Annotated in this window: 12 protein-coding genes; 2 read left to right on the forward strand and 10 right to left on the reverse strand. The window is 55.7% G+C overall.

Going from position 1 to position 14,660, the window contains the following annotated elements:
• Positions 1-108 precede the first annotated feature (108 nt).
• The 10 genes from Mag101_RS10280 to gloA all read right to left on the reverse strand — a co-directional run bounded on the left by Mag101_RS10280 (position 109) and on the right by gloA (position 12,462).
• Positions 109-1,437 carry a cyanophycinase gene (locus tag Mag101_RS10280; RefSeq protein ID WP_077404385.1) on the reverse strand — a complete coding sequence of 443 codons (1,329 nt, stop codon included), beginning with the start codon at positions 1,435-1,437 and terminating at the stop codon, positions 109-111.
• A complete protein-coding gene (locus Mag101_RS10285) occupies positions 1,434-1,841 on the reverse strand; it encodes a helix-turn-helix domain-containing protein (protein WP_077404389.1) in 408 nt (135 codons plus the stop codon). The genes Mag101_RS10280 and Mag101_RS10285 overlap by 4 nt, the downstream gene beginning before the upstream one ends.
• Before the next feature lie 12 nt (positions 1,842-1,853).
• Positions 1,854-3,026, reverse strand: a complete 1,173-nt coding sequence (gene iadA, locus Mag101_RS10290; RefSeq protein ID WP_077404392.1) for a beta-aspartyl-peptidase — start codon at positions 3,024-3,026, stop codon at positions 1,854-1,856.
• A 17-nt stretch (positions 3,027-3,043) separates the two neighbouring features.
• Entirely contained in the window at positions 3,044-4,570 is a 1,527-nt protein-coding gene (gene yfcC, locus Mag101_RS10295) for a putative basic amino acid antiporter YfcC (RefSeq protein ID WP_077408223.1), read from the reverse strand.
• 82 nt (positions 4,571-4,652) lie between these two features.
• Positions 4,653-7,520: a TonB-dependent receptor domain-containing protein gene (locus Mag101_RS10300; RefSeq protein WP_077408225.1), complete on the reverse strand. Its 2,868-nt coding sequence runs from the start codon at positions 7,518-7,520 to the stop codon at positions 4,653-4,655.
• Positions 7,521-8,259: 739 nt separating this feature from the next.
• Complete coding sequence (locus Mag101_RS10305) at positions 8,260-9,681, reverse strand: cyanophycinase (protein WP_077404395.1); 1,422 nt, start codon at positions 9,679-9,681, stop codon at positions 8,260-8,262.
• A 141-nt stretch (positions 9,682-9,822) separates the two neighbouring features.
• Complete coding sequence (locus tag Mag101_RS10310) at positions 9,823-10,131, reverse strand: DUF6122 family protein (RefSeq protein ID WP_077404398.1); 309 nt, start codon at positions 10,129-10,131, stop codon at positions 9,823-9,825.
• On the reverse strand, positions 10,131-10,805 hold the full coding sequence (locus Mag101_RS10315; RefSeq protein ID WP_010131456.1) for a GntR family transcriptional regulator: 675 nt from the start codon (positions 10,803-10,805) through the stop codon (positions 10,131-10,133). Before Mag101_RS10315 ends, Mag101_RS10310 begins: the two co-directional genes overlap by 1 nt.
• Before the next feature lie 65 nt (positions 10,806-10,870).
• Positions 10,871-11,983, reverse strand: coding sequence for a hypothetical protein (locus Mag101_RS10320; protein WP_077404401.1), 1,113 nt, complete (start codon positions 11,981-11,983; stop codon positions 10,871-10,873).
• 38 nt (positions 11,984-12,021) lie between these two features.
• Entirely contained in the window at positions 12,022-12,462 is a 441-nt protein-coding gene (gene gloA / locus Mag101_RS10325; protein ID WP_077404404.1) for a lactoylglutathione lyase, read from the reverse strand.
• Between the two features lie 166 nt (positions 12,463-12,628).
• Here gloA and Mag101_RS10330 point away from each other — a divergent pair, with 166 nt between their 5' ends.
• Positions 12,629-13,726 carry a hypothetical protein gene (locus Mag101_RS10330; RefSeq protein ID WP_232324984.1) on the forward strand — a complete coding sequence of 366 codons (1,098 nt, stop codon included), beginning with the start codon at positions 12,629-12,631 and terminating at the stop codon, positions 13,724-13,726.
• A gap of 112 nt (positions 13,727-13,838) precedes the next feature.
• Positions 13,839-14,594, forward strand: a complete 756-nt coding sequence (locus Mag101_RS10335) for an SIMPL domain-containing protein (protein ID WP_077404410.1) — start codon at positions 13,839-13,841, stop codon at positions 14,592-14,594.
• Positions 14,595-14,660 lie beyond the last annotated feature (66 nt).

A 14,660-nucleotide genomic window follows, 5' to 3' on the forward strand; every position in this document is an offset into this window, starting at 1 on the left:
AGGAAGGGGGTGGCCAGTGCCCTGCAGCAGCTCTGAACCCAAAAATTGATGCAGACCGACCGGTCAATGCGGTATGTCGCGTGACTCGGTCGGCGATAAAGAGAGGATTTAACTAGAAGCCGGCGTAACAGTCACCGCTACAGGCACCACATCCAGGGTGACATCAACCACCGAATACTGGTCTTTGGTACCCGAGCCATAGCGCCAGAAACCCCGAGACTGCTCGGTCTGCTGGAACTGGAACAATACCCCCTGCCCCGTTTCGTCGCTAAAAGCGTAGCGCCGCAACTCACGAACTTCTCGATTGTCCAGCAAGGAAAAGCCCAGCAAATGATCCAGGCGCTGGTTTGCCAGCGCGATACCGGCGCCTTGGGTCGCGCGATAACCAAAGGCTTCCTGGCCGGGGGTTTCACTGCCAGCAATCGTGACCTCGCCAGTTTCCCAGGCCAGAGTATCCTCAGTACTCAAAACACTGAGACGCAAACCTTTGGCCGCGAATGGCTCCTCTACAGGCCCAAACCGTGCAGTGCGGCCATCTACCACTACCAGATTGCCAGCACCGAGAACTTTCAGGGTCTTGTTGCCGAGGTTTACCAGCAGTGCGGTGTCTTCATCCACACCGTAGCCAACCCTGAAAGCTTCCTCAGAGGCGAAACCCAACGCCCGGATCAAGCGCCCCAAGCGCGCTTTGCGATCAAAGTGCTGATCCACCACACCAAAGGGCAGAAAGCCGAGACCGCGCGCCAGTAACAGCTGCCCAGACTCCTGACTTTCCATACCCGCGTACACTTCAACGCTGGGCAGAGTCAGCGCACTCAAGGAGTCTCCCGCTGCAATCATGGTTTTACTCATAATTGCGGCACCGGCGCTGGTACCGCCAACGATCGCGCCCTGCGACAGCTGCGAGCGAATCGCGGTGAGGACCGGGCCATCTTGCCCGTCAGCACTTAACAACGTAGCGGTGATTTTGGTCTGATCGCCACCGACAAACCAAATACCACCAACGTCCGCCAACTCTTCGGCAAGCGCTACGTCGCGGCCACCATCGCGCCACAGGCTTTCATCCACCGATTCTGTGGAGGCATCGTCTTTTACGGCGATGGGCAGCACGCGAATGTCACCAGCAAAACCAAAATGCCGCAAATCATCGGCAAACTGTTGCGCATAGTGCGCGGGTCGACCGGAGGCCGCCGGCACAATCGCCACACTAGGCAGCTCTGGGGGAATAGATTCGATAAACGCCCGGTAGACATCTTTGTTATCGCTTCTAAGCGCTCCACCCACAATCAGCAATCGGCCAGATTCACTGGCAACGTGGGTTGCACCCGGCTCTGCCGATGCATCTTTTTCCGGAGTCCCGTCACTTTTACTGGAGCAAGCGGCTCCAGCAAACGCAAACACTAACAGCGAAAGACTCGCAATACGCCACAGGCTCATAAACTTACCCCTACCCGAAAATTCTCCAACTTCGGCGAATCCACACAGAACTGAAGTGCGGCATCGGAAGGTTCGCCGAACATCCGTTCTCCCCGTGGGCTCCGCCCAAAATGTTCTTTAAAGCAGCGACTAAAATGGGAAGCAGAGCGAAAGCCACATTGCTGCCCGATAGCATCGATACTCTGCTCACTTTCCAGCAACAGCACGCGTGCATGCTGCAACCGCAACTCGCGATAAAAACGTGCCGGTAATATGCCCTTGAAACGGCTGAATATACGCTCAAGCTTTTTCACCGAAATATCCAGATAAGTGGCCAACTCCCCAGTGCGCAATGGCTCCGCGAGGTTATTGCTCATCAACGCAAGCGCTTCATCCAGTAACTGTCGATCTTGCAATACCACCACAACAGAACCTCGCTATTCAGAGTGTTGAGACGTCTGCAACGACTGGTCAAACAACTGCCAGCGGCCACGTGCCATTACATGCGTAATTTGGAATCGTTCAGGATCTACCAGCAGTAGGTCGGCATCGCGACCAGGAGCTACTTGCCCCTTGCGCTTCAGGCCGAGGGCCCGCGCCGGGTTGCTGGTGACTGTCTGCAACGCGCGTGACAATTCTACTTTCTCATCCTGCACCGTCCGTCGGAACTCGTCGAATAAGCTGGTGATAGCGCCCACTTCCATATTCTGCAGCTGACCCAAGTCGCAGAAATTTGTCAGTGAGCCCTGCGCGTCCGAAGAAAACGTAAGCTGGTCTATTGGCGCACCGAGCTCGAGCGCCAGCGACAACGCCTGGCTCGCGCGCATCTCGCCACTCGCCAGAATTTCATCGGTGGTGGATGTAGTGAAGTCGATAAAACCACCGGCACAGGCAAATTCCACACCCTGCTCCAATAGCGAACGGTTGCGATTCATATGGGTCGGATAAAACTGGGCAATGGGAATTTCAGAATTTTCAACCACATCAAACAATGGCTGCAGACGGTCAGCGCCGTCACCCACATGCACACTGATGACACCACCCTTTCCGCTCAACATTCCCGCAACCCGAGCATCGGACGCAATGCGCGTTAACTCATCACGAGTGGGATGAGAAGAACGGTGGTCGGAAATCGCCAATTCACCCACACCGATAATGTTGTCGATAAGGATGATGTCGCCACGCACACTACCGGTCAGGGTATTCACCGGTACTTGATAGGAGCCCGTCTGGATAAAGCATGAGATACCCTGCTCTTCCAGGGACTTGGCCTTACCGAACAACTCATTCAGGGTGCGGGTAATCGCATCGGTACCCAGGGCACCAACAATAGAAGTAACACCTCCGGCAATCGCATCGCGTACGTTCAACTCCGGCGTACGCGAGCCGAAGCCACCCTCACCACCGCCGCCAGTGATATGTACCAGCGAGTCAACCAGACCTGGCATCAACCAGGCGCCATCGGCATCCACCACTTGGCCGACGTTGTCGGGCAAGGCCAGCTGCTGATCGATTTTTGCCACCCGATCGCCCGCCACCAACACATCACAGCGGCCGAGACTGCGGGGGGAAAATACCTCCGCATTTTTTATCAGAGTAATTTGAGACATAAAAAACTGCTTAGAAGTTAAAAGCCGGAAACGGCCGCAACCAATACCGCCAACGACGCGAATAAAAACAGCGCCCCTTGCAGCGGTAAAATAAACCGAATCCATACCCCCCAATCCAGACGCGCCGCACCCAGGCAGCCCATCAATGCTGCGGACGTGGGCACCACAATATTGGTGAGACCATCGCCAAGCTGGAACGCGAGCACAGCGGTCTGGCGAGTAACACCCACCACATCCGCAAGCGGTGCCATGATTGGCATGGTCAGTGCCGCCTGACCAGAGCCGGAGGTAATAAAGAAATTAAATACGGTTTGGAACACCAACATAAACCAGGCTGAAACCGCGCCCGATACATCGGCCAGGCTATTACCTGCCACATGCAAGATCGTATTCAGGATACTTGCGCCCTGCGGGTCATCACCGCCGAGCAACAATACTATGCCCTTGGCAAACGCCACCACCATCGCTGCAGGCAGCAACTGCTGAGCGCCTTCTTTAAACGCCGCCGCAGCCTTGTTGGCGGTAAGCCCATTCAGGCCAAACGCGATGGAAACCGCGGCGATCACGATACCCATGGTGAAAAACTGGCTGGCAATCTCGGGCAGGAAGTAGCTGCGCTCCACCACCCCCCAGATCATCCACGCGATGCCCGCACAGAACAGCAGTAACACCCAGCCATCCCCGCGGACCATCGTTTGCAATGCATTAGTCGACACAGACTTGTCGCGAAACACCTGGTCAGAAGCATAAGCCAGCGAGCGCGAAGGCTTATGCTGTATGCGACGGGCATACAAAATGGTGTATGCCGCCAGGCCGCAGGTTGCCACCAACCAAAGAGCCATGCGCAAACCACTGCCGGACATCAAAGGAACTCCGGCAATACCCTGGGCAATGCTTACCCCAAAAGGATTCATCCAGGAGGTGGCGAAACCTACCTGAGTCGCCACATAGGTAACCAGCAGTGCGGTGATGCTGTCATACCCCATGGAAACCAGCAGGGGCACAACGATCAACGTAAAAGGAATGACCTCTTCGCCCATACCGAACACCGCGCCACCGAGGGAAAATAGAAAGCACAGTATTACCAGGTACAGGTGCCCGGCTTCGCGATTGCGCGCAATCACTTGAAACAAACCCCGCTCCACGGAGCCGCTGGCAAATATCAAGCCGAAGGCACCACCGGTCAGCAGGATAAATGCGAACACACCAATCGATGCGCCCCATTTGCTGCCGGACACCATGCCCTCAAAGGCAAAATTCAGAAAACCAATACCCCCGCCCTCTGCAAACAGTGCCAAACCTGCCGGTTCGTCGGATGCCTGCTTGTAGCTGGTCGGGTCAATCACACTGCGTTCCACCCCATCCACCACGTTGGTGACGGTATCAAAGGTGCCCGCAGGGATTAAAAAATTCAGCGCAAACGCGACGACGGCTACCCCGAGCAATATCAGGTAGGTATCCGGCATGGCCCAGGTCTTAGGCGCCTGCGATTCCACTGACTCGGAAAGGCTGGTGACAGCAGAGTTGGTTTCGCTCGTTTGCATAGAAATAAACCGCATTAAAAAGAAAAATTACCAGCGGGCGCGCAACGCACGCCCGCTGGGATCAGGTCCTGTGAGACGCCGATCAGAACGCGTAGCCGTAGCTCAAGGTGTAGAAACGACCAAGAGAGTTATGATTAAAGTGGTCAACGTTGGCGCCTGTGCCCAGTACCAGCGGCGGCTCCTTGTCGAACAGGTTGTTAACGCGCAGGCTCAACCAGCTGCCGTTGTCGAAATCGCGGGCGACGCGCAGGTCGAAGGTCACCCAGCTATCCACCTCAACATTACCTTCGTCATCGATATCGACACGAGATGCGAAGTACTCGTTGCCTTCCTCAAGCACCGAATCCAATACACGCGGGCTGGGATCATCCATGTAGCTGTGGGTGTAACGGCCAGTCAAAGTGGAGGACCAGTCCTCGTAACGCCAACGCAGGGAGCTATTGGCCAACCAACGTGGGTAGGTATAGTTACCCGCTTCCTTCACGATTCCCAGCGCATCAGATGGCAACTTGTCGAACTCATTCAGGTAGGTACCATCCAGGGTGAAGCGGAAGTTGCCCCAGTTCTCAGTATCGAAGTACTGGGTAAACGCGACATCAACACCATTGGTCTTCTGCCAGCCAAGATTGGACAGCTGGAAGTGTGCATCCACTACAAAGCCACCGGCCACTTCAAGGCCAGGCTGGCCAGTAGACAGTTCACCTTCGCCAACTACTGCGAAGTCACCATTGAATGCGCGCAGAATGAAGTCATCTTCTTCCACACCGATCAGGTTCTCGTGTTCGATATTCCAGTAATCGACAGAGATCTCGGTATCTTCGCTCGGTTTCAAGAGAAAGCCCGCACCCCAGGTAGTAGCAGTTTCCGGCTTCAGGCCATCGTTGCTCACATCCTCGGACAGCAGAGACTCACCGGACTCATCCGCAAGGCCGTCACAGGCAACAGGGGTTGCGCTACAGTCAACGGAATAGCTGGACAACAGCGTGCCCGCACCAACCTGCGCCAGAGACGGTGCGCGGAAGGAAGTAGACCAGTTGGAACGGAAGGTAATTGCATCGTTAAACTGATGACGCAGCGCAACCTTCGGGTTGGTGTCGCCACCGAAGTTATCGTAGTGATCGTAACGCAAGGCGAACTGCAACTCGGTGTTAGCTGCCAGCGGAATCATCTGCTCCATGTAGACTGCCCACTGGTTACGTGCGGCGTCGGCAGACGTGGAACTGAAGCCCAGAATCGGCTCAGGATTTAGAGTGGTAGAAACAGCATCACCAGACGGGGTATCCACCACGGACTCGCGGCGGAACTCACCGCCAAAGGCCACTTGCACGGTACCTGCCGGCAACTCGATCCAGCTACCAGAGATGTTACCGTCAATGGCGTACAGATTTGACTTACCACCGCGTTTCGCGTCGGTGCGAATCAGGTCGTCCATCTCCGCAATCTGATCAACCTGGCCACCGAAGGGGTTGTACCAGGCAGTGGTTTTGCCGAGGTCTTCACAGGTTTCACCCGCGCCGAAACTTGCACTGGGACGTGCCAGGTCTACTTCCCAGCGGTCGACAACGGAACCGTCGGTACACAGATTACCTACGCTGGCATTGTAGAAAGCATCCGCTTTGTACAACCCGGAAATACCACGCTGCTCGGATTCACTGCGGCCCAGGTTAGCGGCAACTTCCCAGTTCCATTCGTTGACTTCACCGCGCAGGCCAGACACCAGGCGCATGGCCTCACTTTCAACTTCTACCGCACGCGCATCTGGGAATTTTCCCCAGGCGAAAATCGGATACCCGTAAAACTCGCTGAAATCGCTGGTTGGATAATCTGGATGGAAGGAACCTTCCTCAACCAGATCAGCCTTCAGAGCTTCTGGCCACAGCGGGCTTTCCGGATCGAAGGGCGCGCGGGAGAAGTTTGCCGGAGCAGAAGTGCCGCGGGACTCACTGGTTTGCAACATCAGAGTGTTAAACCACTCCAGATTGTCGGAGATATCGTAATTAAACGTTGCTACAACACTCGCGCTCTCGTATTCATCCTGAGTCGCGGCAACCGCATTGGTATTGAATTCACAGTAATCGCCGAAGCTGCCAAAACCAAACTGATCCTCCGGACAGCCGCCGGATACAGGGCCTTCGGTCTGATCGTAATACGCCAGGAACAAGTCATTGAAGCTCGGGTAAACACCCTGCTGACTCGGGCGCACGGAGTTCGCGGTCAAGTTACGGTCGCGGTCATACATCGCATTGCGAGAAAAAAGGTCAACCACCACCATGGTGTGGCTGGTATCGCCTTCGCGACCCCACACCCAACTCAGGTTGTATTTACCTTCATCGCTACCGGCGGTGGAGTTGCCGTGGGTCAAGGAAATTTCAGAACCATCAAAATCATCACGCAGCACAAAGTTCACAACGCCGGCAACCGCGTCGGCACCGTAGGTGGCCGCGGCGCCGCTGGGCAATACTTCTACACGCTCAATGGCAGACAGCGGGATCGAGTTGACGTCGACGAAAGACTCCTGCCCCTTGGCAAAAGAGCTCACGGATACGCGACGGCCATTCACCAACACCAGGGTGGAACTGGCGCCCAAGCCACGCAGGGACACACCGGCAGCGCCTACCGGAGTGCTGCTGGAAAGTGCGCCGGAAGTAGCAGTAGAAAAAGTGCCACTGCCGCCACCAGTCTGGGAAAGCTGCTGCAGAATTTCGATGGGAGAAGTTGCACCGGAAGCTTCGATGTCATCGCGATCAATTTGCACGACCTGTACCGCGCCTTCGGTATCCAGCCCCTTGATGTGGGTACCGGTAACCACGATTTCTTCAACGGACGCATCTGCACCTTTTGGTGTTTCCTGTGCCATTGCGAACGCACTGCTGCCAATCAATGAGCAGCCCAGCGCCAGTCGCACTGCCTTACTCAATGGCGTTTTATTTAGTTGGGTTCTGTTATCCATTTTATTGCCCTCCAGGAAAAATTCCTGTCTCCGATGGTTGTTTAGTTTTTCTGTGAGATTCGAAAATGCGCGAACTACAAGCATCAACAATCGACACTTCAGGCTCGCAAAAGATTTCCCTGGAAAAACCGGCGGCAATGCAGTGCAATAACCCATGCAATCGACACCAAAGCAACGCATAAGCATTGCCAACAGAGCTCGACAAAATGAGTTGGAAATAAGAACGGATGAAACCGACTTATAGCTTCCTTGCACCCGCGCATAAATAAGCGGGGCCCCCGGTTAAACCGAGGTGGGGAAGCTACTCGTCAAACCACTCGCTGAGGTAGTAGTTGGAGGAGCAGCGCTTGACAGTAGCAACCTTGTTCATTTTGCTCTTGATGCCTTGCACTGTTTATCAAGTACGTTTAACCAAATAACGACACTTGAACTTGGGAGTCAGATCGATCGCTCTCCTGATTCGGGTTTATCGCGTCAGAAGCATAACCAAATCTGATTACTATCGATCACACACCAATTTTTATCACGATGAAAAAAACCTGTAAAGGTTTTCTGCTACAGAATTAAATTCAGAAGCAGATATCGCCGGCAGCCGAATAATCTGCGATATCGGCAATTGAATTGTGGCGTATCTGCGATGACGTGGGAAGGAAACTGCTCGACGGTGAACCGGAGGGGAACAAATTCCCCTTCCGGTTCACCAATTCAATCACAACGTTTTGTTTTGCCGCAGCGGAACTTACTGATACGGCTGATTGATATAGAAGTTATTGGAGCGACCATCGATGCCTATGCGCTTCGGGGTCACATTGCTGGCACCGTTGGATATATTGAATTGATCAAACTCGCCCAGCTTATAGCGCAGGACATCTTCATAAATAACCGGCTGGCCACACTGAGCTTGCGTGCGACTGGTCTGACCATCCTCTTGCAGCACATACACGCTGCCCGCGCCATCAACTACACCACTGCCGTCAGGAGTAAAGAAGATCGAAGTGGCTTCGTCGACGCCGATGCCCTGAATGCCCGCAGGTAGTCCCGCCATAAAAGCCATTAAACGGCCCATACGATCGCGCTCGGCAAAATGCGTATCTACGATCACGCCCTGCATGATTGCAGTCGTCAGGAAGCCATCGGAAATATTGGTATTTTCGTGGCACAGGTCACTCACGGCTTCGGAGGAGTAGGCACCCAGCACGCCGTCAGGGTCGTAGATGTGCTCGGACTGCACAGCCGCACCGGCAGAGGTACCGCCCAGGACACCACCACGTGCAATCACCTCATCCAGTGCCTGCTGGAGCGGAGTGCCCTGCCACTGATTCAGGTAGTCGGACTGGTCGCCACCGGCAATCCACACAAACTCGGCAGAGCGTACGGCCCAGGCAACGTATTCGTCATTGGCGTGCTGTTGACGATCAACAATCAGGGTTTCGACGGAATCTGCATTGAGCAGCCCCTGCAGATAATCGTTGTAGCCATCGCTGCCACTGGTACGTAGCACCACGACATCACCACCACCGATCAACGGCTCTACACGACGGGTAAACGCGGCATCGACATCGCTGCCGCCGCCCATCACCAGCAAGCCGCCGGAAGTCTGGTTTACACAGATATCGGCTTCACTCCCCGTGATGTATCGGGTCAAGCCACCCGGCTTCGCCGGACGCGCGCCAACATTACAGTCGCCGCCACCGCTACTTCCGCCGCTGCTACCACCACTACTGCTACCGCCACTACTACTTCCACCCCCACTGCTGGACGGGATGCCGTCCACATTCAGGGTGTAATCACCACGGCCCTTATAACGGGTTACCTTGAGCGTATACAGGCCACTGCCGTTGACACTGACACTGGCTGACTCAGGACGGTTGCTCGTCTCGGCGCTATACAGTTGCTGCGACGCGTCATACAGGTGCCAATCAAAGTCGTCGCCACTATCGTGCGCCAGAGAGATATCTAAATCGGACGGAGTATCAATATTGAAGTAATACCAGTCCTGATCCCTGCGGTTGGCAATATTGCCAGCGACCGCCTGACCAGAACATACAGGACCATCGGCATCAGCCTCGGCATCATTCGATTCGGTCTCCGCGGAGACACAGGCCAGCGCGCCGTGACTCATCGTGGAAAGCAAAAAAAGCGGGATAAGTTTTTTCTTCACCTTAGGTTCCTCTATGCGTCGTTATTGTTATCGCCAATCTATGGCACGGCACATGATTACCCAAGTAGTCGGCCGCGGAAGCGTCATCCGCGGCCAAAGGGAGAAAACAGGCAAGTTAGGGATAAAACAGAACAGTTTATGTTAGAAACTGCAGTCAAGAGCGTCCAACAACATGTGCGTAATGAGGCCAATACCCAACCAGCGTAATGGCTTCCAAGGTAAAAACATCATCGCACCGTAGACGGAAATCGGCAGTAATTTATGCAGCGGATGGAAGTTGATACTGCAACGACCGGGATCGTAGATCGGCGTCGCCAGCAAATGATCAAGATCTACCAGATTCGCAGCCAACATAAACAAGGCGGCCTTCTTCCATTCGTCGCGAAAGAAAAACCACGCAATAGCGAGAGGGACAAGAAAATGGAGAACAATATGAATGTAACTGAACATCAGTGCGGCATTAACTCTTCAGCAGAAATGGAGCCCAGTCCCTCTTCAATATCCTGACGAATGGCGGTGCGCACACGCTGCTCATCTTTTGCCGCGATAGCCTCAATCAAGTCCTGATGGCGATCGGGTAACTCCTGCACACCAAAGCGCTGGAATACCAAATGCTGCAACGGTGCGGTCTGCAGCCAGAGGCTCTCGATCAATGACAAAATGATATGCGGATGACCAAGACGATACAGGGTGAAGTGGAACTCGAGGTTGGCGGCAACATACTCCTGTATGTCATTTTTTGCCAGCGACTCGGTTACCCGATCGTCGAGACCTCTTAACGTTTCGAGCTCGGCATCTCCTACCTGCGGTAGCGCCTGGGCCGCGGCCTGGCACTCGAGCGCCACCCGGGCAGCACAAATTTCGTCCAACTTTTCCCGCGTCATGCTCGGCACGGTCACGCGGCGGGTATCGGAAAGTTCCAACGCCCGCTCCGAGGTAAGCCGGCGCAGGGCCTCGCGCACGGGCATTGGGCTGCAGTCGAGCTCGGCAGCCAAGCCGCGAATCGTGATGGGATTACCGGGTAAAAACTGGCCCCGGAGAATCGCATCGCGCACCTGGTAGTACACCCGCTCCTGGGTGGTCCGGAACTCTTCCTGCGGCTGAGTAAATTCGGCGTCTTTCACTGGTCTTCCACTGCTCTTCCACTTACTTAGTGGCGCGGTTGCGAGGTTGCTCCCTCAGCTATACCTCACGCGGACATTGCCAGACGGTGAGGCTCTTCATCACTGCCAACCTCGATAAGCTCGTTGGCAATGGCGCCAGTTTGCCACATTTCGAAGAAATCCTCCGCAACCCGTTTGCCGGCCTCGGTCACCGCATTCCAGTACTTGAGGCGCTCTTCCGTGGAGAGTTTGACGAAGTCATCGCGATCCGGGATTTTCCCATAAGGTAATTTGGCTACCCACGACGGCGATGGTGCCACCAAAATTACATTATCCATGGCACCGCCACGCACCCAGCGCCACCGCAGGCTCTTGTCGAACCAGCCCGGGACCATATACGGGAAGAAATGGGGGTACAGCACCAACCCTTCCGGATGCTCAAACCCAAGATCAAAGTGATAATCGGTAATACCGCCGTCGCGGTAGTTACCCGCAGGCGCCCCGGAGGGAGTCGGCACGCCGGCCATCACAAGAGGGATGGAGCCGCTGGCCAGCACCGCCGGGCAGACGTTCTCCGGGTTCAGCGGCGTGTTGACCGTACTCAGGTTGCGGAAGCCCACTGCCGGCGCATCACCGGCATGGAACACCACCCGATCCCAAAAAGCCTGCAAACTGCGGCGACTGACCGCATTGGCCAAAGCAGATGCGAGTAACGCTGGCGCCAACAGCGCCTTTTTCTCACTGGCCAGCGGCCCGCGCCCACGCACGGTCACAAAATGACTGCGCCACACCGAATTGCTGGCAACCTGCGCGGCCCCCTGCTCTCCCAAAACCCGAAGCAGGATATCTTCCCCTTTTGAGGTGATCTCCGCAGGCGTCGGACGCTCGCTGGCATAGGTCTGGTTGATGTAGCCATGCTCCAGAACCTCCAGCGCCTCCATTGGATTGGCGGTGGCATAGCACATGTTGCGGAAGCTACCGATCGAGGAGCCCAGCGTGGCAATCGGCGCACTCCGGTCGCGGAAAAACTCGCCGATCAATACCCGGTCAAGCTGACTGATGGAAAGCCACTTGGGGCCGCCGGAAGCGCCCACCAGAGTGGATACCATGCTCTGGTTCAAACCTTCATCGCGCACTCGACGAGCAGCATTGGCGCCGGCAAGTACGACACAGCTGCGGGATTTGTTCGGGTTGGCCATCTTTAGCTCTCTTCTATTACTGCGAAGACCGGAAGTGGTTACCACTCTCCGATGTTTTCCATGGAAGCCCAGGGCTCCTGCGGCGGCAGGGAGTCACCTTTCTGCAACAGCTCAATGGAAATATTGTCTGGGGAACGTACAAACGCCATGTGGCCGTCACGCGGCGGGCGATTGATCGTCACCCCCATATCCATCAGGCGCTGACACGTCTCATAGATGTTGTCCACGCGGTAAGCCAGATGACCAAAGTTGCGGCCGCCGGTGTAGGTCTCCGGGTCCCAGTTGTAGGTCAACTCGAGGCACGGGCGTTTTTCCGCTTCCGCGCTGTCTTTGTCCCCGGGCGCCGCGAGAAAAATCAGGGAGAAACGCCCTCTCTCATAATCGGTACGCCGGACCAGATACAGACCAAGCTTGTCGCAATAAAACTCCAGCGACTTGTCCAGATCGGTGACACGCACCATTGTGTGCAAATATTCCACTGCAACGCCTCCTTTGCGGGATTACAATCCCGATACGTCCATTGGATGACAATCTAATCATCCCCAATAAAGTTTCCAGAACGAAATGTACCAAAAATACTATCGACATTTTTTAAAGGGGGCTCAAAAAGCCGCCTCCCCAGGCTGCGACCTACCGGTTCTGCATATGGCCTGCCACTCCCATCACTACTGGGCCGACGTGACCCTGGATGCGGTCAACGAATACTGGTACGACGCCGCAGCAATGGCAGACCAGAAGTGGGAAAAGATCTTCGGCGAGAAGATACCCGCCTTCCAGCGGGGTATAGCAAGCGCCCTGAACCTGCCGGCCCCGGAGCAGGTTGCCCTGGCCCCGAACACCCACGAGCTGGTCTACCGCCTGCTGAGCGGTTTCGACCTGAGCCAGCCATTGCACATCCTGACCACCGATGGCGAATTCTACAGCTTTGCCCGCCAGTTGTTGCGGCTTGAAGAATTGCCCAATGTGCAGGTCACCCGCGTCCCCACCCAGCCTTACGCAACGCTGGCGACCAGGTTTGAGCAGGCGCTGCAATCCGGCCGCTACCAGCTGGCCTACGCCAGCCAGGTGTTTTTCGATTCCGGGGTCGCGTTTCCGGAACTGCTGGCACTGGCGGAGCGCAAGCCAGAAGCCGCGCAAATGGTGATCGATGGCTACCACGGGTTCTATGCCCGCCCCACCGATCTCGGCAAGGTGGCCGACAAGGTGTTCTATACCGCTGGCTCATACAAGTATCTGGGCGCCGGGGAAGGCATGTGTTTTATGACCATCCCGCGCGGCTGCCAATTGCGGCCACTGTATACCGGCTGGTTTGCGGAGATGGCGGAGCTGGAGAATCGCAGCGAAGGCGTCGGCTTTGGCAACGACTGGCTGCGCTTTGCCGGCTCTACCATCGATTTCTCGCCACTGTACAAGGCCCTGGCGGTACTGGAGCTTCATCAGCAGGAAGGCATTTCCGTGGATAGCATCCACCGCTATGTACTGAACAATCAGCGGCGCTTCCTCGCTACGATGGACGCTGCAGATCACCCGATCCTGAACCGCGAGAACCTGATCGCACACGATTTGGAAAGCGGTCACGGCCACTTCTTCACATTCCGCTGCGGTAGCGCCCAAGGCGCCGAGCAGTTGCAGGCAACGCTGCGCGAGAAAAATGTGCTCTGCGATCGACGCCAGCAACTGCTGCGCCTGGGCTTTGCGCTCTACCACCCGGAAGAAGAAAGCTTCGCGCGCCTATTCACCTGATGTTCAGTTAGCTGACGCGATAATAGCCATCATTACGATGTAACTTTAGCCACAGCAACTCTTTCCGTAATCACTCGGTCAGCAGTCACTCCGGCAAGAAAAAGGATTCGCTATGCACAACACTCTTTCCAACACACTCGCCAACACCCGACGCAATTCGATAAAACTGTTATCCGCTGGCCTCATCGCGGGAATCGCCATTTTTGCCAGCGGTTGCGGCAGCGATTCCGGCAACCGCCCCACCGGTACTCTGGTTTCCATTTCAGCGCAGGGGGAAGCCAGCCGGGTTCCAGATATCGCCTCAATTTCTGCCGGTGTGGTCACCGAGGCTGACGACAGCAAAGCGGCCATGCAGGCCAATGCAAAACAAATGGAACAGGTGATGCAGGCGATCAAAGATGCGGGCATCGACAACAAGGATGTGCAAACCAGCGGCATCAGCCTGATGCCCCGCTACGATTACCAGCCCAACCGCGAACGCAAAATCGTCGCCTATCAGGCGCGCAACAGTGTCAGCATCACTGTGCGTGAGCTGGATGACCTGAGTGGAGTGATCGATGCGCTAACTGCGGAGGGAGCAAATCAGATCCACGGCCCGAGCTTCTCCATTGATGACCCGGAGCCACTGCGAGCAGAAGCGCGAGAGAAAGCCTTAAAAATGGCACAGACTCGTGCAGAAGCCTATGCGGAATCTCTGGGGACCAAGGTGCGTCGGATTGTCAGTATTGCGGAAGGCAGCCACGGCGGCATGCCGCGACCGATGATGCGCGCCGAGGCAGCAATGGCGGATAGTGCCAGCACTCCCGTGGCCCCGGGCGAGACTTCGGTTTCTGTGCACCTCGAATTGGTATTTGAGCTGGCCAAGTAAATTTCCAACGTCCAGTGGCGGTGGTGCTACCGGGAATCGCTTTGCAAGACACGCCGTGAACCCATC

It is taken from the genome of Microbulbifer agarilyticus (genome assembly GCF_001999945.1).
GTDB classification, from domain to species: domain Bacteria; phylum Pseudomonadota; class Gammaproteobacteria; order Pseudomonadales; family Cellvibrionaceae; genus Microbulbifer; species Microbulbifer agarilyticus_A.

Coding starts and splice junctions, on each gene's coding strand:
- Mag101_RS10280 (WP_077404385.1), bottom strand. CDS start 1,437: ATGAGCCTGTGGCGTATTGCGAGTCTTTCGCTGTTAGTGTTTGCGTTT.
- iadA (WP_077404392.1), bottom strand. CDS start 3,026: ATGTCTCAAATTACTCTGATAAAAAATGCGGAGGTATTTTCCCCCCGC.
- yfcC (WP_077408223.1), bottom strand. CDS start 4,570: ATGCAAACGAGCGAAACCAACTCTGCTGTCACCAGCCTTTCCGAGTCA.
- Mag101_RS10300 (WP_077408225.1), bottom strand. CDS start 7,520: ATGGATAACAGAACCCAACTAAATAAAACGCCATTGAGTAAGGCAGTG.
- Mag101_RS10310 (WP_077404398.1), bottom strand. CDS start 10,131: ATGTTCAGTTACATTCATATTGTTCTCCATTTTCTTGTCCCTCTCGCT.
- Mag101_RS10320 (WP_077404401.1), bottom strand. CDS start 11,983: ATGGCCAACCCGAACAAATCCCGCAGCTGTGTCGTACTTGCCGGCGCC.
- Mag101_RS10330 (WP_232324984.1), top strand. CDS start 12,629: ATGGCCTGCCACTCCCATCACTACTGGGCCGACGTGACCCTGGATGCG.
- Mag101_RS10335 (WP_077404410.1), top strand. CDS start 13,839: ATGCACAACACTCTTTCCAACACACTCGCCAACACCCGACGCAATTCG.